This window comes from Methylobacterium crusticola, assembly GCF_003574465.1.
GTDB lineage: Bacteria > Pseudomonadota > Alphaproteobacteria > Rhizobiales > Beijerinckiaceae > Methylobacterium > Methylobacterium crusticola.
Map to the genome: position 1 here is coordinate 1 of NZ_QOWC01000157.1, position 20,096 is coordinate 20,096.

At 69.1% G+C, this 20,096-nt stretch carries 14 protein-coding genes and 1 tRNA gene; all 15 read left to right on the forward strand.

What is annotated here, in order from left to right:
- Positions 1–159: 159 nt before the first annotated feature.
- The 15 genes from DT057_RS27390 to fusA all read left to right on the forward strand — a co-directional run bounded on the left by DT057_RS27390 (position 160) and on the right by fusA (position 19,872).
- A tRNA-Trp gene (locus tag DT057_RS27390) sits at positions 160–236 on the forward strand.
- Between the two features lie 250 nt (positions 237–486).
- Positions 487–795: a preprotein translocase subunit SecE gene (gene secE, locus DT057_RS27395; RefSeq protein ID WP_128565259.1), complete on the forward strand. Its 309-nt coding sequence runs from the start codon at positions 487–489 to the stop codon at positions 793–795.
- Positions 796–866: 71 nt separating this feature from the next.
- A complete protein-coding gene (gene nusG, locus DT057_RS27400) occupies positions 867–1,400 on the forward strand; it encodes a transcription termination/antitermination protein NusG (protein ID WP_128565260.1) in 534 nt (177 codons plus the stop codon).
- 217 nt (positions 1,401–1,617) lie between these two features.
- Complete coding sequence (gene rplK, locus DT057_RS27405; RefSeq protein WP_128565261.1) at positions 1,618–2,067, forward strand: 50S ribosomal protein L11; 450 nt, start codon at positions 1,618–1,620, stop codon at positions 2,065–2,067.
- A gap of 11 nt (positions 2,068–2,078) precedes the next feature.
- On the forward strand, positions 2,079–2,786 hold the full coding sequence (gene rplA / locus DT057_RS27410; RefSeq protein ID WP_128565262.1) for a 50S ribosomal protein L1: 708 nt from the start codon (positions 2,079–2,081) through the stop codon (positions 2,784–2,786).
- A gap of 177 nt (positions 2,787–2,963) precedes the next feature.
- On the forward strand, positions 2,964–4,589 hold the full coding sequence (locus DT057_RS27415) for a B12-binding domain-containing radical SAM protein (protein WP_128565263.1): 1,626 nt from the start codon (positions 2,964–2,966) through the stop codon (positions 4,587–4,589).
- A 498-nt stretch (positions 4,590–5,087) separates the two neighbouring features.
- Positions 5,088–5,606 carry a 50S ribosomal protein L10 gene (gene rplJ / locus DT057_RS27420; RefSeq protein ID WP_128565264.1) on the forward strand — a complete coding sequence of 173 codons (519 nt, stop codon included), beginning with the start codon at positions 5,088–5,090 and terminating at the stop codon, positions 5,604–5,606.
- A 51-nt stretch (positions 5,607–5,657) separates the two neighbouring features.
- Positions 5,658–6,032 carry a 50S ribosomal protein L7/L12 gene (gene rplL, locus DT057_RS27425; protein WP_128565265.1) on the forward strand — a complete coding sequence of 125 codons (375 nt, stop codon included), beginning with the start codon at positions 5,658–5,660 and terminating at the stop codon, positions 6,030–6,032.
- A gap of 269 nt (positions 6,033–6,301) precedes the next feature.
- Positions 6,302–10,426: a DNA-directed RNA polymerase subunit beta gene (rpoB, locus tag DT057_RS27430; protein WP_128565266.1), complete on the forward strand. Its 4,125-nt coding sequence runs from the start codon at positions 6,302–6,304 to the stop codon at positions 10,424–10,426.
- A gap of 132 nt (positions 10,427–10,558) precedes the next feature.
- Complete coding sequence (gene rpoC, locus DT057_RS27435) at positions 10,559–14,761, forward strand: DNA-directed RNA polymerase subunit beta' (protein WP_128565267.1); 4,203 nt, start codon at positions 10,559–10,561, stop codon at positions 14,759–14,761.
- Between the two features lie 285 nt (positions 14,762–15,046).
- Positions 15,047–16,114 (forward strand): chymotrypsin family serine protease, encoded by a 1,068-nt coding sequence (locus tag DT057_RS27440; RefSeq protein WP_128565268.1) that lies wholly within the window; start codon positions 15,047–15,049, stop codon positions 16,112–16,114.
- A complete protein-coding gene (locus tag DT057_RS27445) occupies positions 16,104–16,352 on the forward strand; it encodes a hypothetical protein (protein WP_128565269.1) in 249 nt (82 codons plus the stop codon). The genes DT057_RS27440 and DT057_RS27445 overlap by 11 nt, the downstream gene beginning before the upstream one ends.
- 425 nt (positions 16,353–16,777) lie before the next feature.
- Entirely contained in the window at positions 16,778–17,149 is a 372-nt protein-coding gene (gene rpsL, locus DT057_RS27450; protein ID WP_128565270.1) for a 30S ribosomal protein S12, read from the forward strand.
- A gap of 149 nt (positions 17,150–17,298) precedes the next feature.
- Complete coding sequence (rpsG, locus tag DT057_RS27455) at positions 17,299–17,769, forward strand: 30S ribosomal protein S7 (protein ID WP_128565271.1); 471 nt, start codon at positions 17,299–17,301, stop codon at positions 17,767–17,769.
- Between the two features lie 27 nt (positions 17,770–17,796).
- Positions 17,797–19,872: an elongation factor G gene (gene fusA, locus DT057_RS27460; RefSeq protein ID WP_128565272.1), complete on the forward strand. Its 2,076-nt coding sequence runs from the start codon at positions 17,797–17,799 to the stop codon at positions 19,870–19,872.
- Positions 19,873–20,096 lie beyond the last annotated feature (224 nt).

Below are 20,096 nucleotides of genomic sequence, written 5' to 3' on the forward strand. Positions count from 1 at the left end.
GCCCTCACTCCGCTGCCGCACACGCGAGGGGCTGGGCCGACGCCGTCCGGCCGGCCCGGCCCCTCGCGTTGCGCCCGCGCGTCCCGACCGGGCCCGGCGACGAACCCTCTTGCATCGCGCCCCGCCTTGCGGCAATGAGCGGGCGCGCCGCGGCGCTGCAGGAGTGTAGCTCAACTGGTCAGAGCACCGGTCTCCAAAACCGGGGGTTGGGGGTTCGAGTCCCTCCACTCCTGCCAAGAGCCGGTCCGGCCGGGCGCCGAGCGCCGCCGGAAGCCGGGAACCCGGTCCCCCGGAGCCCGCCACCGGGGCGGCGGCACCCGCGGCGCGGCGGCCTTTCCGCAAATCATCTCTTGCCGGCCAGTCGACAAGGGCGTTCACTTGCGCTAGAGGCTCCGCCCATCCCAGATCGAACGAGACGGCGGTGCGGGCTTGGGCGTGTCCAGGCTCCGTGCCCTGTCGGTTTCGAGCGCATCGGTTGTCCGGACCATGGCATCGAACGAAGCGACGAAGAAGATGGACGTCGGGCGCAACGCGGCACGCAACACCCCGGCCCGCGGCGGCGGCGGGGCGAGCCCGACGCCGCCCGTGCGTCCGGCGCAGAAGCGCGTCGGCCCGTTCGAGTTCCTCCAGCAGGTGCGGGACGAGGGCCGGAAGGTCACGTGGCCGACCCGCAAGGAGACCCTCGTCACCACCCTGATGGTGTTCGTCATGGTGGTGGTGGCGAGCGTGTTCTTCACCGTGGTCGACCAGGTGCTGCGCTACGCCGTCACCCTGGTCCTGGGCATCGGAGCCTGATCGTCTGTCACCCGGCCGCCGCCGGCCCGCGCGGCGGGGCGGGGTCTCGCGCCGGGATTGGAGTGAACGCCGTGTCGAAGCGCTGGTACATCGTCCACGCCTATTCGAACTTCGAGAACAAGGTGGCCCAGTCCATCAAGGACCAGGCGGCGCAGCGCGGCCTCCTCGAGAAGTTCGACGAGGTGATGGTCCCGACCGAGAAGGTCGTCGAGGTGCGCCGCGGCCGCAAGGTCGATGCCGAGCGCAAGTTCTTCCCCGGCTACGTGCTGGTGAAGTGCGATCTCACCGACGAGGTCTACCACCTCATCAAGAACACCCCGAAGGTCACGGGCTTCCTCGGGGCCGACAAGTCGAAGCCGGTGCCGATCCCGGACGCCGAGGCCGAGCGCATCAAGGGCCAGGTCGCCGAGGGCGTCGACCGCCCGAAGCCCTCGGTCTCGTTCGAGATCGGCGAGTCGGTCCGCGTCGCCGACGGCCCGTTCGCGTCGTTCAACGGCGTGGTCGAGGAGGTCGACGAGAGCCGCTCCCGCCTCAAGGTGGCGGTCTCCATCTTCGGCCGGGCCACGCCGGTCGAGCTCGAATACGGTCAGGTCGAGAAGGTCTGATCGTCGCGGCGGCCGTTCCCCGGCCGTCCGCACCCCGGCGGAGCGCCCCTCGTGACCGTCCGCCCGCGCGGACGGCCGGGGGACGGCCGCCGTCACCCGCGGGAGGTCCGCCCGGTTCGCCGCCGGGAGCCCGGGCCGCACCGCGATCTGCCACCGCCCGACCCGCCGGCCTCAAGGCAGCCGCACGCGGGGGAGGGCCCCACAAGGGAGCAGTCCCATGGCGAAGAAGATCACGGGCTACGTGAAGCTTCAGGTCCCGGCCGGCGCCGCCAACCCGTCGCCGCCCATCGGTCCCGCGCTCGGTCAGCGCGGCCTCAACATCATGGAGTTCTGCAAGGCGTTCAACGCGCGCACCTCGCAGATCGACAAGGGCACCCCGATCCCGGTGATCATCACCGCCTACCAGGACCGGTCCTTCACCTTCGAGATGAAGCAGCCGCCGGTCTCGTTCTTCCTCAAGAAGGCGGCCGGCCTGAAGATCGGCAAGAAGCCGGCCTCCGGCTCGAAGACCCCCGGCAAGGGCGCGCCCGCCGGCAAGGTCACCGAGGCGCAGATCCGCGAGATCGCCGAGCGGAAGATGCCCGACCTCAACTGCGACTCGGTCGACGCCGCGGTCGCCATGATCCGGGGTTCCGCCCGGGCCATGGGCCTCGAAGTCACGGCGTAAGGGAGGGCGACATGGCACACGAAGGCAAGCGCATCCGCGGCGCCCGCGAGGGCATCGAGTCCACCCGGCTCTACCCGCTCTCCGACGCGGTGGCGCTGATCAAGGCGCGCGCCAGCGCCAAGTTCGACGAGACCTTCGAGGTCTCGATGAACCTCGGCGTCGACCCGCGCCACGCCGACCAGATGGTCCGCGGCGTCTGCAACCTGCCGAACGGGTCGGGCCGCACCGTGCGGGTCGCGGTCTTCGCCCGCGGCGCCAAGGCCGACGAGGCGCGGGCGGCCGGCGCCGACATCGTCGGGGCCGAGGACCTGCTCGAGACGGTCCAGGGCGGCACGATCGAGTTCGACCGCTGCATCGCCACGCCCGACATGATGCCCCTGGTGGGCCGGCTCGGAAAGGTGCTGGGCCCCCGCGGCCTGATGCCGAACCCGAAGGTCGGCACCGTCACCATGGACGTGAAGAGCGCGGTGGCGGGCGCCAAGGGCGGCTCCGTCGAGTTCCGGGTCGAGAAGGCGGGCATCGTCCACGCCGGCATCGGCAAGGTCTCGTTCGACGACCGGAAGATCGTCGAGAACATCCGCGCCTTCGCGGACGCGGTGGCGCGGGCCAAGCCCACGGGCGCCAAGGGCACCTACATCCAGCGCATCGCCGTCTCCTCGACGATGGGCCCGGGCGTCAAGGTCGACCCCTCGAGCGTGCTGGGCGCCGTCGGCGCCTGAGCGGGCGCCGCCGGCGCCTGAGCGGGCGCCCCAGGCATCGAACGGCGTGGCGCCCGGTCCGGCGACGGACCGGGCGCTTCGCGTCGCGGGACCCGGCGACCGGGCGCGCGAAAGGACGGTTGAGAAACCGCGCGGGCCGGGGGCGCCAACGCGCGGGGCTGTGCTAGATAGGGGCTCATGCGCAGCACGGTCCCGGTCTCCTCCACGCGACGCATCCTCTGCGTCTTCCCCGCCTACACCCCCTCCTTCGGCACCTTCTCGCACGCCTATCCCCTGATGGGCGGCGTCAAGGCCTTCATGCCGCCGCAGGGGCTCCTGCTGATCGCGGCCTACATGCCGGAGGCGTGGGAGGTCCGCTTCGTCGACGAGAACATCGCCCCGGCGACGCCCGGGGACTTCTCCTGGGCCGACGCGGTGTTCGTGTCCGGCATGCACATCCAGGCGCCGCAGATCCACGACATCCGCGCCCGCGCCCACGCGGCCGGCCGCGTCGTGGCGCTGGGCGGCCCCTCGGTCTCGGGCTCGCCCGAGAAGTACGGGGAGTTCGACTACCTCCACGTCGGCGAGATCGGCGACGCCACGGACGAGCTGATCCGGCGCCTCGACGCCGACGTCGCGCGGCCTGCCGCCCAGGTGCGCCTGGAGACCAGGGAGCGCCTCGGCCTCGCCGACTTCCCGGCCCCGGCCTACGAGAAGGCGCCCCTGCGGCGCTACCTCATCGGCTCCCTGCAATTCTCCTCCGGCTGCCCCTACCGGTGCGAGTTCTGCGACATCCCGGCGCTCTACGGCCGCCAGCCGCGGCTGAAGACGCCGGCGCAGCTCCTCTCCGAGCTCGACGCCATCGTGGCGCAGGCCAACCACCCGGCGGTGGTCTACTTCGTGGACGACAACTTCATCGGCAACCGCAAGGCGACCCGCGAGATGCTGCCCCACCTGGTGGCCTGGCAGAAGCGGCGCAACTACCCGCTCCAGTTCGCCTGCGAGGCGACCCTGAACATGGCCAAGCAGCCCGAGATCCTCGAGTTGATGCGGCAGGCCAACTTCATCACGGTCTTCGTCGGCATCGAGACGCCCGAGCTCGACGCCCTCAAGAGCATCGACAAGCAGCACAACGCCGCCGTGCCGATGCTCGAGGGCATCGCCACCCTCAACGCCTACGGGCTCGAGGTGACCTCCGGCATCATCCTGGGGCTCGACACCGACACCGACCAGTCCGAGGCGAAGCTCATCGAGTTCGTGGACCGCTCCGGCGTGCCGGTCCTGACCATGAACCTGCTCCAGGCCCTGCCCAGGACCCCGCTCTGGGACCGCCTCGCCCGGGAGGGGAGGCTGCTGGACGACCCGGACCTCGAGTCGAACGTGCGCTTCCTGCGCCCCCACGACGAGGTGGTGGCGAGCTGGCGCCGGGCCATCGACCACGCCTACACGCCCGAGCGCATCTTCGCGCGCTTCCTGCGCCAGGTCGAGGTGACCTACCCGAACCGGGTGCGGACGCCGCTGCGGGGCAAGCTCACGCTCACCAACCTGCGGCGGGGCCTGGTGCTCGGCTTCAACATCGCCGTGCAGGTCGGCCTGCGCTCCGACTACCGGCGCGCCTTCTGGAGCGCCGCCGGCCGGGCGATGCGGCGCGGGCAGATCGAGGCGGTGTTCAACATGGGGTTCGTCGCCCACCACCTCATCCGCTTTACCCGAGAGGCCCTCAGGGGCGAGCACAACGCCTCGTTCTACGCCGCGCAGAACAAGGCCAAGGCGGAGGCCGCCCGGGGGGACGGGAGCCGCTCGCCCGAGTGGGAGGCGGCCTGACCGGGGGCTGCTCCCCGAGGCCCCCGCCTGCGACCGAATAACCCGCGCCAGGCACTTGGCAGGGCGCTTGCACGCCGCTATAGACCCGGCTCCACGTTTCCAACATCGAGAGGAATCGGCCGATCGGTCGAGTTCCGACGAGAGGTCCCCGGGCGACCGGGTGACGAGTGGCCGGAGGGCACAAGGGGTATCCCCTCGCGCCCCGTCCGGCCATGTCCTGTCCGAGACTGCAGGCGCCGGTTCGCCGGCTTAATCCCCCAGCCTGCACAGACGGGGAAGACCGAGTTTCACCGCCTCAGCCACCCGGCCCCCGGGCGGGCGGGGGCGTCGGTTTGAACCATCTCACCCGGATCGCGGCCCTGGCGCCGTCGGTTCGGGGGCAGGGCCGTGAAGCGTCGCGCAGGACGTCGCGGTCTTTGATCAAGGCCCCGGCTCATCCTGGGCGGCAGTTGCAACCGGCGGGACCCTCCCGGGTTCCGCCAACCGGAGAGAGCCAAGGTGGACAGAGCAGCAAAAGCTGATCTCGTCGCGACGCTCAACGGGGTGTTCAGCGACACCGCCGTCGTGGTCGTGGCCCACTACAAGGGCCTCACGGTCGCCGACATGCAGAAGCTGCGCAGGCAGATGAAGCAGGCCGGCGCCACCGTGAAGGTCGCGAAGAACCGCCTCGCCAACATCGCTCTCGAAGGCACGGACGTCGCCTCCATCCAGCCCCTCCTGAAGGGCCCGACCCTGCTCGCCTACTCGAGCGATCCGGTCGCGGCTGCCAAGGTGGCGGTGGACTTCGCCAAGACCAACGAGAAGCTGGTCATCCTCGGCGGAGCCATGGGGGCGACCGCCCTGAACCCGGACGGCGTGAAGGCGCTCGCCACGCTGCCGTCCCTCGACGAACTGCGCGCCAAGATCGTGGGCCTCGTGCAGGCGCCCGCGACCAAGATCGCCCAGGTCGTCACCGCGCCGGCCGCCAAGCTCGCGCGCGTGTTCGGGGCCTATGCCAAGACCGACGAAGCGGCCTGAGGGCTGATCGAACCCGACCCGTTCAAACCGACAACACGCAGGAAGTGAAAAATGGCTGATCTTGCCAAGCTCGTCGACGACCTCTCCACGCTGACCGTCCTCGAGGCCGCCGAGCTCGCGAAGATGCTCGAGGAGAAGTGGGGCGTCTCCGCCGCCGCCGCGGTCGCGGTCGCGGCCGGCCCGGCGGCCGCCGCCGCCCCGGCCGTCGAGGAGCAGACCGAGTTCACCGTGATGCTCACCGCCATCGGCGACAAGAAGATCGAGGTCATCAAGGAGGTCCGGGCGATCACCGGCCTCGGCCTCAAGGAGGCCAAGGACCTCGTCGAGGGCGCCCCGAAGGCCGTCAAGGAGGCGGTCTCCAAGGAGGAGTCCGAGAAGATCAAGGCCCAGCTCGAGAAGGCCGGCGCCAAGGTCGAGCTCAAGTAGCACGATGGCGGGCCGGCAGGCCCGCCGCCCGCCCGGAGGCCGGCTCGCGCCGGTCCCGGGCCTCCAGGCCCGCGGGTTCGCGCCCGCGGGCTAAGGTCGCTTCGGCGCACCCCCTCGGGATCCGGGGCACGGATCCCCATATGTTTCAATCAGGAACGAGGTCGGCCACTCCACGGGCCGTCCTTCAGGTTCCGGCAGGTCTGATGCGGGCGCGGGCGCCCGGCGTCCCTCCGGAGCCGCCACGCGGTGGATGAGGAGCGAGGTCACCCATGGCCAACACGCTGGTCGGTCGCAAGCGCATTCGCAAGTTCTTCGGCAAGATCCGGGAAGTCGCCGAGATGCCGAACCTCATCGAGGTCCAGAAGGCGTCATACGACCAGTTCCTGATGGTGGACGAGCCCGCGGGCGGCCGCGCCGACGAGGGCCTGCAATCCGTCTTCAAGTCCGTCTTCCCGATCTCCGACTTCTCCTCGACCGCCCTGCTCGAGTTCGTCAAGTACACCTTCGAGGCGCCGAAGTACGACGTCGACGAGTGCCGCCAGCGCGGCATCACCTTCGCCGCCCCCCTCAAGGTGACGCTGCGCCTGATCGTGTTCGACGTCGATCCCGACACGGGCGCCAAGTCGGTCAAGGACATCAAGGAGCAGGACGTCTACATGGGCGACATGCCCCTGATGACGGAGAACGGCACCTTCATCGTCAACGGCACCGAGCGCGTCATCGTCTCGCAGATGCACCGCTCGCCGGGCGTGTTCTTCGACCACGACAAGGGCAAGACCCATTCCTCGGGCAAGCTCCTGTTCGCGGCGCGCATCATCCCGTACCGGGGCTCGTGGCTCGACGTCGAGTTCGACGCCAAGGACATCGTGCACGCCCGCATCGACCGCAAGCGCAAGATCCCCGTCACCTCGCTGCTGTTCGCCCTCGGTCTCGACGGCGAGGAGATCCTGTCGACCTTCTACAACCGCGTCACCTACGACCGTGACGGGGCGGATTGGCGCGTACCCTACGACGCCGAGCGCCTCAAGGGCTTCAAGGCCTCGAGCGACCTCATCGACGCGGATTCGGGCGAGGTGGTGCTGGAGGCCGGCAAGAAGCTGACGGCCCGCTCCGCCCGCCAGATCGCCGAGAAGGGCGTGAAGGCGCTGCGCGCCACCGACGAGGACCTGATCGGCCAGTACATCGCCGAGGACATGGTCAACTACAAGACCGGCGAGATCTACGCCGAGGCCGGCGACGAGATCACCGAGAAGCTCCTCAAGGGCCTCGGCGACGCCGGCATCGAGGAGATCCCGCTCCTCGACATCGACCACGTCAACGTCGGCCCCTACATCCGCAACACCCTGGCGGTGGACAAGAACTCCGCCCGCGAGGGCGCGCTGTTCGACATCTACCGGGTGATGCGCCCGGGCGAGCCGCCGACCCTCGACACCGCCGAGGCGATGTTCCACTCGCTGTTCTTCGACGCCGAGCGCTACGACCTCTCGGCGGTCGGGCGCGTGAAGATGAACATGCGCCTCGACCTCGACGCCGCCGACACCGTGCGGACGCTGCGCCGCGAGGACATGCTGGCGGTGGTCAAGGCGCTGGTGGACCTGCGCGACGGCAAGGGCGAGATCGACGACATCGACCACCTCGGCAACCGCCGGGTGCGCTCGGTCGGCGAGCTGATGGAGAACCAGTACCGCCTGGGGCTGCTGCGCATGGAGCGCGCCATCAAGGAGCGGATGTCGTCCGTCGACATCGACACCGTGATGCCGCAGGACCTGATCAACGCCAAGCCCGCGGCCGCGGCGGTGCGCGAGTTCTTCGGCTCGTCGCAGCTCTCGCAGTTCATGGACCAGACCAACCCGCTCTCGGAGGTCACCCACAAGCGCCGCCTCTCGGCGCTCGGCCCGGGCGGCCTCACGCGCGAGCGCGCCGGCTTCGAGGTGCGCGACGTGCACCCGACGCATTACGGCCGCATCTGCCCGATCGAGACGCCGGAAGGCCCGAACATCGGCCTCATCAACTCGCTCGCGACCTTCGCGCGGGTGAACAAGTACGGCTTCATCGAGACCCCGTTCCGCCGCGTGAAGGACGGCGTGGTCACGGACGAGGTCGCCTACCTGTCGGCCATGGAGGAGGCGAAGTACTACGTCGCCCAGGCCAACGCCGTGATGGACGAGGGCCGGCGGCTGACGGAGGACCTCGTGGTCTGCCGGCGCGCCGGCGAGGTCATCGTGGTGGGGCCCGAGCGCGTCGACCTGATGGACGTGAGCCCCAAGCAGCTCGTCTCGGTCGCGGCGGCGCTGATCCCGTTCCTCGAGAACGACGACGCCAACCGGGCCCTGATGGGCTCGAACATGCAGCGCCAGGCGGTGCCGCTGGTGCGCGCCGACGCGCCCTTCGTCGGCACCGGCATGGAGGCGGTGGTCGCGCGCGATTCCGGCGCGGCCATCGGGGCGCGGCGGGCCGGCATCGTCGATCAGGTCGACGCCACCCGCATCGTCGTGCGGGCCACCGACGAGGCCGACGCCTCGAAGCCGGGCGTCGACATCTATCGGTTGCAGAAGTTCCAGCGCTCGAACCAGTCGACCTGCATCACGCAGAAGCCGCTCGTGCGCGTCGGCGAGCAGGTGAGGAAGGGCGACATCATCGCGGACGGTCCCTCGACCGAGTTCGGCGAGCTCGCCCTCGGCCGCAACGTGCTCGTCGCGTTCATGCCCTGGAACGGCTACAACTTCGAAGACTCGATCCTGCTCTCCGAGCGGATCGTGAAGGATGACGTGTTCACCTCGATCCACATCGAGGAGTTCGAGGTGATGGCCCGCGACACCAAGCTCGGGCCGGAGGAGATCACCCGCGACATCCCGAACGTCTCGGAGGAGGCGCTCAAGAACCTCGACGAGGCCGGCATCGTCTACATCGGCGCCGAGGTCCACGCGGGCGACATCCTGGTCGGCAAGATCACCCCGAAGGGCGAGAGCCCGATGACGCCGGAGGAGAAGCTCCTGCGTGCCATCTTCGGCGAGAAGGCCTCGGACGTCCGCGACACCAGCCTGCGGGTGCCGCCCGGCGTCACCGGCACCATCGTCGAGGTCCGGGTGTTCAACCGCCACGGCGTCGACAAGGACGAGCGCGCCCAGGCGATCGAGCGCGAGGAGATCGAGCGCCTCGCCAAGGACCGGGACGACGAGCAGGCGATCCTCGACCGCAACACCTACGCGCGCCTCGGTGACGTCCTCCTCGGCCAGTCGCCCGTCGCCGGCCCGAAGGGCTTCAAGAAGGACACGAAGCTCACCCGCGAGGTGCTGGCCGACTACCCGCGCTCGCAATGGTGGCAGTTCGCCGTCGTCGAGGACCGTCTCATGACCGAGATGGAGGCGATGCAGAAGCAGTACGACGAGTCGAAGAAGCGCCTCGAGCAGCGCTTCCTCGACAAGGTCGAGAAGCTGCAGCGCGGCGACGAGCTGCCCCCCGGCGTCATGAAGATGGTCAAGGTCTTCGTGGCGGTGAAGCGCAAGATCCAGCCCGGCGACAAGATGGCGGGCCGCCACGGCAACAAGGGCGTGGTGTCCCGGATCGTGCCGATCGAGGACATGCCGTTCCTGGAGGACGGCACCCACGCCGACATCGTGCTCAACCCGCTCGGCGTGCCGAGCCGGATGAACGTCGGCCAGATCCTCGAGACCCATCTCGGCTGGGCCGCCGCCGGCCTCGGCCGCCAGGTCTCCCAGGCCGTGGACGCGTACCTGCGCGCCCACGACATCGAGCCCCTGCGGGCGCGGATGAAGCAGATCTACAGCGAGTCCGAGCTCGCCGGCCTGTCCGACCACGAGCTCGCCGAGATCGGCAACAACCTGCGCCGCGGCGTGCCCATGGCGACGCCGGTGTTCAACGGCGCCAAGGAGGCCGACATCGAGACGATGCTGGAGATGGCGGGCCTCGACCGCTCGGGTCAGTCGACGCTCTACGACGGGCGCAGCGGCGAGCCCTTCGACCGCAAGGTCACGGTCGGCTACATCTACATGCTGAAGCTGCACCACCTCGTGGACGACAAGATCCACGCGCGCTCCATCGGCCCCTACTCGCTGGTCACCCAGCAGCCGCTGGGCGGCAAGGCGCAGTTCGGCGGCCAGCGCTTCGGCGAGATGGAGGTGTGGGCGCTCGAGGCCTACGGCGCCGCCTACACGCTCCAGGAGATGCTGACCGTGAAGTCCGACGACGTCGCCGGCCGCACCAAGGTCTACGAGGCCATCGTGCGCGGCGACGACACCTTCGAGGCGGGCATCCCGGAGAGCTTCAACGTGCTCGTCAAGGAGATGCGCTCCCTCGGCCTCAACGTCGAGCTCACCTCCTCCAAGAAGGCGGCCAACGACCAGCTCGAGGCGCCGCCCGAGGCGGCCGAGTAGCCGCAGGCGCCCGACCCCCACGCCAGCACGACCGGCGGGGCCCCGACCCGGGGCCCCGACCGCGCCCCGTTTCAAGCACGGCGGCAGCCTCTCCGGCCCATCGAGGCGCCCCGTCAGCTTAAGGAGCAGATCATGAACCAAGAGGTCATGAATCTTTTCAATCAGGCCGCCCAGCCGCAGAGCTTCGACCAGATCAAGATCTCGATCTCCTCACCGGAGAAGATCCTGTCGTGGTCGTACGGCGAGATCAAGAAGCCTGAGACGATCAACTATCGGACGTTCAAGCCGGAGCGCGACGGCCTGTTCTGCGCCCGGATCTTCGGACCGATCAAGGATTACGAGTGCTTGTGCGGCAAGTACAAGCGCATGAAGTACAAGGGCGTGATCTGCGAGAAGTGCGGCGTCGAGGTGACGCTCGCGCGCGTGCGGCGCGACCGCATGGGCCACATCGAGCTCGCCGCCCCGGTCGCCCACATCTGGTTCCTGAAGTCGCTGCCGAGCCGCATCGGCCTGCTGCTCGACATGGCGCTCAAGGACCTCGAGCGCATCCTGTACTTCGAGTCCTACGTCGTCATCGAGCCGGGCCTCACCCCCCTGAAGGAGCGCCAGCTCCTCTCGGAGGAGGAGTACCTGCGCGCGCAGGAGGAGTACGGCGAGGACAGCTTCACCGCCATGATCGGCGCGGAGGCGATCCGGCGCATCCTCCAGGAGCTCGACCTCGACAAGATCGCGGGCGACCTGCGCCACGAGATCGCCACCACGACCTCCGAGCTGAAGCCCAAGAAGCTCCTGAAGCGCCTCAAGATCATCGAGGCGTTCCAGATGTCGGGCAACCGGCCGGAATGGATGATCCTGACCGTGGTGCCGGTGATCCCGCCGGACCTGCGCCCGCTCGTGCCCCTGGACGGCGGCCGCTTCGCGACCTCGGACCTCAACGACCTCTACCGCCGGGTCATCAACCGCAACAACCGCCTCAAGCGGCTGATCGAGCTGCGCGCGCCCGACATCATCATCCGCAACGAGAAGCGGATGCTGCAGGAGGCGGTCGACGCGCTGTTCGACAACGGCCGCCGCGGCCGCGTCATCACGGGCGCCAACAAGCGCCCGCTGAAGTCGCTCGCCGACATGCTGAAGGGCAAGCAGGGCCGCTTCCGCCAGAACCTGCTCGGCAAGCGCGTCGACTACTCGGGCCGCTCGGTCATCGTGGTCGGCCCTGAGCTGAAGCTGCACCAGTGCGGGCTGCCGAAGAAGATGGCGCTCGAACTGTTCAAGCCCTTCATCTACGCGCGCCTCGACGCCAAGGGCTTCTCCGCCACGGTGAAGCAAGCCAAGAAGCTCGTCGAGAAGGAGAAGCCCGAGGTCTGGGACATCCTCGACGAGGTGATCCGCGAGCACCCGGTCATGCTCAACCGGGCGCCGACGCTGCACCGGCTCGGCATCCAGGCCTTCGAGCCGAAGCTGATCGAGGGCAAGGCGATCCAGCTGCACCCGCTGGTCTGCGCCGCGTTCAACGCCGACTTCGACGGCGACCAGATGGCCGTGCACGTCCCGCTGTCGCTCGAGGCGCAGCTCGAGGCGCGCGTCCTGATGATGTCGACGAACAACATCCTGCACCCGGCGAACGGCGCGCCGATCATCGTGCCGAGCCAGGACATCGTGCTCGGCCTCTACTACCTGTCGATCGTGGCCGACGGCTCGGCGGGCGAGCACAAGCCCAACAACCCGAAGAACCCGATGCAGGGCGTCTACGGCAACATCGGCGAGCTCGAGCACGCCCTCGCGGCCCGGGCGGTCACGCTGCACTCGAAGATCAAGTGGCGCTGGAACGGCCTCGGCCCCGACGGCCAGGAGGTGGTGCGCACCTACGACACCACGCCGGGCCGGGTCATCCTCTCGAGCGTCCTGCCGCGCCACCCGCGGGTCCCCTTCGACGTCGTCAACAAGCTGATGACCAAGAAGGAGATCTCGGCGATGATCGACACCGTCTACCGCCATTGCGGTCAGAAGGAGTCGGTGATCTTCTGCGACCGCATCATGGGCCTCGGCTTCAGCCACGCGTTCAAGGCCGGCATCTCGTTCGGCAAGGACGACATGGTGGTGCCCGACAACAAGTGGGTCATCGTCGACGAGACCCGGGCGCTGGTGAAGGACTACGAGCAGCAGTACCAGGACGGCCTGATCACCCAGGGCGAGAAGTACAACAAGGTCGTGGACGCCTGGGCCAAGTGCTCCGACCGTCTGGCCGGCGAGATGATGAACCGCATCTCGTCCGTCCAGAAGGACGAGCACGGCGCCGACAAGCAGGTCAACTCGATCTACATGATGAGCCACTCGGGCGCCCGCGGCTCGCCGGCGCAGATGAAGCAGCTCGCGGCCATGCGCGGCCTGATGGCGAAGCCGTCCGGCGAGATCATCGAGAGCCCGATCATCTCGAACTTCAAGGAAGGCCTCGACGTGCTCGAGTACTTCAACTCGACGCACGGCGCCCGCAAGGGCCTCGCCGACACCGCGCTCAAGACCGCGAACTCGGGCTACCTGACCCGGCGCCTCGTGGACGTGGCGCAGGACGCGGTGATCCGCGAGGTCGATTGCGGCACCGAGAACGGCATCCGCATGCGGGCGATCATCGACGCCGGCCAGGTGGTGGCCTCGCTCGCGAGCCGCATCCTCGGCCGGGCCGCGGCCGAGGACCTGACGGCCCAGGACGGCAGCATCATCGTGCCGAAGGGCACGACGATCGAGGAGAAGCACCTCGAGCCGATCACCAAGGCCGGCATCCAGGAGGTGAAGATCCGCTCGGTCCTGGTCTGCGCGACCAAGAACGGCGTCTGCGCCACCTGCTACGGCCGGGATCTCGCCCGCGGCACCCCCGTGAACATGGGCGAGGCCGTCGGCGTCATCGCGGCGCAGTCCATCGGCGAGCCGGGCACCCAGCTCACCATGCGCACCTTCCACATCGGCGGTGCGGCCCAGATCGCGGACTCGTCCTTCATCGAGTCGAGCTTCGAGGGCACGGTGAAGGTCCGCAACCGCGGCCTCGCCCGCAACACGGACGGCGACCTCATCGCCACGGGCCGCAACGTCGCGGTGGTGATCGTGGGGCCGGACGGCACCGAGCGGGCGGTCCACCGCCTGCAGTACGGCGCCCGCGTCCGCGTGGACGAGGGCGACACGATCAAGCGCGGCCAGCGCATCGCCGAGTGGGATCCCTACACCCGGCCGATCCTGACCGAGGTCGACGGCATCGTGGCCTACGAGGACCTGATCGACGGCCAGTCGATCACCGAGACGACCGACGAGTCGACCGGCATCGCCAAGCGCGTCGTCATCGACTGGCGCGGCTCGTCGCGGACCGCGGACCTGCGCCCGGCCCTCGCGATCCACGACCAGACCGGCAAGGTGCTGAAGCTGCCCCGCGGCTCCGACGCCCGCTCGCTCCTGCCCGTCGACGCCATCATCGGCGTCGACCCGGGGTCGCGGGTCAAGGCCGGCGACATCCTGGCCCGCGTCTCGACGGAGAGCGCCAAGACCCGCGACATCACCGGCGGCCTGCCGCGGGTGGCGGAGCTGTTCGAGGCGCGCCGCCCCAAGGACGCGGCGATCATCGCGGAGAAGTCCGGCACGATCGCGTTCGGCCGCGACTACAAGAACAAGCGCCGCCTGAGCCTGACCCCGCACGACGGCACCGAGCCGGTGGAGTACCTGATCCCGAAGGGCAAGCACATCCACCTGCAGGACGGCGACGTGGTCGAGATCGGCGACTTCATCGTCGACGGCAACCCGGCACCGCACGACATCCTGGCGATCAAGGGCGTGGAGGAGCTCGCCGCCTACCTCGTCAACGAGATCCAGGAGGTCTACCGGCTGCAGGGCGTGTCGATCAACGACAAGCACATCGAGGTCATCGTCCGGCAGATGCTGCAGAAGGTGGAGATCACCGACAGCGGCGATTCCGAGATCCTCACCGGCGACCAGATCGACCGGACGGAGCTTCAGGAGATCAACGAGGCGCTGACGGCCGAGGGCAAGAAGCCGGTGCAGGGCGTGCCCGTCCTGCTCGGCATCACCAAGGCCTCGCTCCAGACGCGCTCGTTCATCTCGGCGGCCTCGTTCCAGGAGACCACTCGCGTCCTCACCGAGGCGGCGGTCAACGGCAAGGTCGACACCCTCGAGGGCCTGAAGGAGAACGTCATTGTCGGCTCGCTGATCCCGGCGGGCACCGGCGCGATGATCGCCGACATCAAGACGATCGCCCGCCGCCGCGACGACCTGATCATGGCCCAGAAGTCCGCCGAGAGCGGCGCCGCGCTGAGCGAGCTGCCCGCCGCCGAGTAGGCGAGGGGAGACGAGATCCTCGGCGGGGCTCCCTCCGCCGGGGCCGTCGCGACGACGCGAAGGGCCGGTGCCGGCGATGCGGCACCGGCCCTTCGTCGTCTCGGGAGACCGGGCGCGCCCCGCCGCCGGCCCGGCCGCACCTGCGGAATACATATTTCTAAAATGCGGGATTACAATGTTTATCTGTTGCAAACTACAATGATTGCCCGCGATCCACGAATGAAGGCTCGCCGATGAAGTCGAGGCTCACGCATAATGGACCCGGATATTGTTGAAATCAAAACAATGCTTAGTGAGTATTTTCTCGGACTGGGAAGACGCAACGGTGTCCTGGCGACGAGCAAGACCTTCCGGGTCGACGACGCGGTCGCGCGGGCGAACCGGAACGTCCACGCCGTCGGGATCGGCCGCAAGCGGGCGGGCGGCACCGTCGACGCGGCGCTGGCGGTGCGCTTCTACGTCGTGCAGAAGATCGCCCCGTCCCTGATCGCGCCGCAGGACCGCCTGCCCGCGTCCCTCGACGGCATCCCGACCGACGTGATCGAGTCGAGCCCCGCCTTCCTGCTCCCCCGGGCCCGGGCCGGCCTCCCGGCGGCACCCGCGGCGGCGCCGGGGGACCCTCCCTGCTCGAGGGACCGCCTCGCGCGCCAGCGTCCCCTGGTCGCCGGCATCAGCGTGGCGCACCACGCGGTGACGGCCGGCACCCTGGGCTACTTCTGCCGCTCGCTGCGCCCGGCGGACGACCCGGGCCTGATCTACATCCTGAGCAACAACCACGTCCTGGCGAACGTCAACCAGGGCGCGCCCGGGGACGCCGTGTACCAGCCCGGGCCCGCCGACGGCGGCCTCGCCGGGGACCGGATCGCCGCGCTCGCGCGCTTCGTCCCGATCGATCTCTCCGGCGGGAGCAACGGCGTCGACGCCGCGGTCGCGGCGCTGATGCCGGCCGTCGACTGGACGCCGGAGATCTGCACCATCGGGGCGATCGCCCGGACGGCCCGGGGCGCCGAGGGTCTCGCGGTGCGCAAGCACGGCCGGACCACGGGCTACACCGAAGGGACGATCGCGGACGAATCCTACGACGCGATCGTGGGGATGGACCACAACCATCCACAGGTCGTAGGCTTGTTCAAGAATCAGCTTCGCGTCGAGCCGAGCCCGTCCTATCCTGCCATCGGGCTCGCGGGCGACAGCGGGTCGCTCGTGGTGAACCGGAACGAGCCCGAGGCCGTTGGTCTGTACTTCGCTGGCCCGCCCGACGGGAGCTACGGGATCGCAAACCCGATCGATGCGGTCCTGAGCAGCCTGGAGGTCGCGTTGGTCACGCCGGCAGGGGATCCGCATGTCGCTTGAGGACACCAAGAGCCGCCTGAGCACGAAGTACCTGGGCAAGGCCGGCATCCACGGGATCGGGTTGTCCCGCGCCCGCAACGCGGTCCGCGTCCACGTGAGCGCCGAGGCCCCGGCGAGCACCGAGGGCCCGTCGGGGTCAGCCGGGAGCCGCGCGAGCCTCCTCGACGACCTCAAGCACGATGCCGCCCCCTACGAGGTGCTGATCAGCGTCGAGCACGCGCCCGTCAAGCTCGCCTGACAGGCACCCCCGCGCGAGGCGCCCGCCCGGGATGCCCCGGCCGGGACCGCGGCGGCCGCCGGTCGGACCGGGAGCGGCCCGGCGGGCACAATCCCTGATTTTTCCTTGACGCCTCCGGCCTCACCGATTAAGAGGCCCCTACTGAACGGCTGGCCGTAGGCGGCAGCTGATCGACGTGCCTTCCGTGCCTCGATCCACGCCGCCTAAACGCGACCGAACTTCAAAACCGACTGACACGTGTCAGACCGGCATGATCGCGGGGGCTTCACGGCCCCGGTGGTCCTCTGCTCGCATGGCGCGCCAAAGGCTGATCCGCAGCCTGGGGCGCGATTTGCGTTGCGCTACCGCGGGGTGGCGCCGGTCGTTCGGACGAGACGAGATTTCGACGGTCGCCCAGGACGGCGACGCGTTGCGAGAGGAATGGCATGCCGACGATCAACCAGCTGATCGCCAATCCGCGGAAGGCGCAGAAGAGCCGCAACAAGGTGCCGGCGCTCGATGCCTGCCCGCAGAAGCGCGGCGTCTGCACCCGCGTCTACACCACGACCCCGAAGAAGCCGAACTCGGCGCTGCGCAAGGTCGCCAAGGTGCGCCTGACCAACGGCTTCGAGGTCATCGGCTACATACCGGGCGAGGGCCACAACCTTCAGGAGCATTCCGTGGTGATGATCCGCGGCGGCCGCGTGAAGGACCTGCCGGGCGTGCGCTACCACATCCTGCGCGGCGTGCTCGACACGCAGGGCGTCAAGAACCGCAAGCAGCGGCGCTCGAAGTACGGCGCCAAGCGTCCGAAGTAGGACCCGGCCGAAAGCAGAACCCGGCCGACCCCGCCCGGCCGGCCCGTCGTCTCATCGCCTGCCCCGCAAGGATGCCGCCGGCCCGCCGGCTCAAGGCGGCCTGCGCGGGGCGTAACAGTCATTATCGAAGACCCCGAACGGAGCGAGCGATGTCCCGCCGCCACAGCGCCGAGAAGCGCGAGATCATCCCGGACGCCAAGTACGGCGACATCGTTCTCACCAAGTTCATGAACTCGGTGATGTACGAGGGCAAGAAGTCCGTCGCCGAGAACATCGTGTACGGCGCCTTCGACATCATCGAGGGCCGGGCCAAGGTGAACCCGATCGAGGTGTTCCGGGCCGCCCTCGACAACGTCGCCCCGGCGATCGAGGTGCGCTCGCGGCGCGTCGGCGGCGCCACCTACCAGGTCCCGGTCGAGGTGCGCACCGAGCGCCGCCAGGCGCTGGCGATCCGCTGGCTGATCCAGGCCGCGCGCTCGCGCAACGACCGCACCATGGTCGAGCGGCTCTCGGCGGAGCTGCTCGACGCCGCGAACAACCGCGGCAACGCCGTCAAGAAGCGGGAGGACACGCACCGGATGGCCGAGGCCAACCGCGCCTTCTCGCACTACCGCTGGTAAGCGGCCCCACTCTTCAGGAGCCCCCCGATGCCCCGCACGCACGCGATCGAGGACTACCGCAACTTCGGCATCATGGCCCACATCGATGCCGGCAAGACCACGACGACCGAGCGGATCCTCTACTACACCGGCAAGTCCCATAAGATCGGCGAGGTCCACGAGGGCGCCGCCACCATGGACTGGATGGAGCAGGAGCAGGAGCGTGGCATCACGATCACCTCGGCCGCGACGACCTGCTTCTGGCGCGACAAGCGCCTGAACATCATCGACACTCCCGGCCACGTCGACTTCACCATCGAGGTCGAGCGGTCGCTGCGCGTGCTCGACGGTGCGGTCTGCGTCCTCGACGGCAACCAGGGCGTCGAGCCGCAGACCGAGACGGTGTGGCGCCAGGCCGACAAGTACGACGTGCCCCGGGTCGTCTTCGTCAACAAGATGGACAAGATCGGCGCCGACTTCTTCAAGTGCGTCGCCGACATCGTCGACCGCGTCGCCGGCAAGCCGGTCTGCCTCCAGCTCCCGATCGGGGCCGAGAGCACCTTCCGGGGCGTGGTCGACCTGATCGGCATGAAGTCGATCGTGTGGTCGGGCGAGGCGCTCGGCGCCAACTTCTCCGAGGAGGCGATCCCGGCCGACCTCGTCGAGCAGGCCGCGGAGTACCGCATCAAGCTCGTCGAGGCCTGCGTCGAGATGGACGACGAGGCGATGAGCGCCTACCTCGACGGCACCGAGCCGGACGAGGACACCATGCGCCGGCTGGTGCGCACGGCGGTGCAGCGCCGCGCCTTCCACCCGGTCCTGTGCGGCTCGGCCTTCAAGAACAAGGGCGTGCAGCCCCTGCTCGACGCCGTCGTCGACTACCTGCCGTCTCCGGCCGACCGCGGCGAGATCAAGGGCATCGACTTCAAGACCGATGAGGAGGTGGTGCGCCGTCCGGCGGACAGCGATCCCTTCTCCATGCTCGCCTTCAAGATCATGGACGACCCCCACGTCGGCACGATCACCTTCTGCCGCGTCTACTCGGGCAAGATCGAGTCGGGTGCCAACGTCATCAACTCGACCCGCGACAAGAAGGAGCGGGTCGGGCGGATGCTCCTGATGCACGCCAACAACCGCGAGGACATCAAGGAAGCCTTCGCGGGCGACATCGTGGCGCTCGCCGGCCTCAAGGACACCCGCACCGGCGACACCCTGTGCGACCCGCAGAAGGCCGTGATCCTCGAGAAGATGGAGTTTCCCGAGCCGGTCATCGAGATCGCGGTCGAGCCGAAGTCCAAGGCGGACCAGGAGAAGCTCGGCATCGCGCTCTCCAAGCTCGCCGCCGAGGATCCGTCCTTCCGGGTCTCGACGGACCAGGAATCGGGCCAGACCATCCTGAAGGGGATGGGCGAGCTCCACCTCGACATCAAGGTCGACATCCTGAAGCGTACCTACAAGGTCGAGGCGAACATCGGCCAGCCGCAGGTCGCCTACCGGGAGAAGATCACCCGCCGCACCGAGATCGACTACACCCACAAGAAGCAGACCGGCGGCACCGGCCAGTTCGCCCGGGTGAAGTTCGTGGTCGAGCCGAACGAGCCGGGCGCCGGCTACGCGTTCGAGTCGAAGATCGTCGGCGGCTCGGTGCCCAAGGAGTACGTCCCGGGCGTCGAGAAGGGCCTCAACAGCGTGCTGACGGCCGGCATCCTGGCGGGCTTCCCGGTGGTCGACATCAAGGTGGAGCTGATCGACGGCGCCTACCACGAGGTCGATTCCTCGGCGCTCGCCTTCGAGATCGCCTCGCGGGCGGCCCTCCGGGAGGCGCTGCAGAAGGGCGGCTCGGTCCTGCTCGAGCCGGTGATGAAGGTCGAGGTCGTGACCCCGGAGGACTACACCGGCTCGGTCATCGGCGACCTGAACTCCCGGCGCGGCCAGATCCAGGGCCAGGACATGCGCGGCAACGCCAACGTCATCAACGCGATGGTGCCGCTCGCCAACATGTTCGGCTACGTGAACCAGCTCCGCTCGTTCACGCAGGGCCGCGCCAACTTCACCATGCAGTTCGACCACTACGAGGAGGTCCCGCGCGGCGAGGCCGACAAGGTGGTGGCCAAGTATGCGTGAGCGCCGGGGCGCCTGACTGCGGGGGCGCCCGATCCTCTCGACGCGAGGTCGTTCGCCGGGCCCGGCCCGTGCGGGACACTCGGCCCCGCCGCGGCGGGGAATCCGGCCTCCGCCGCGGCGGGGGTCCGGCCTCCGCCGCGGCGGGGGCCACGACCCTCTTTCCTGAATTGAATCTGATCGACGGAGTTTGGCGATGGCCAAGGAAAAGTTTTCGCGGACGAAGC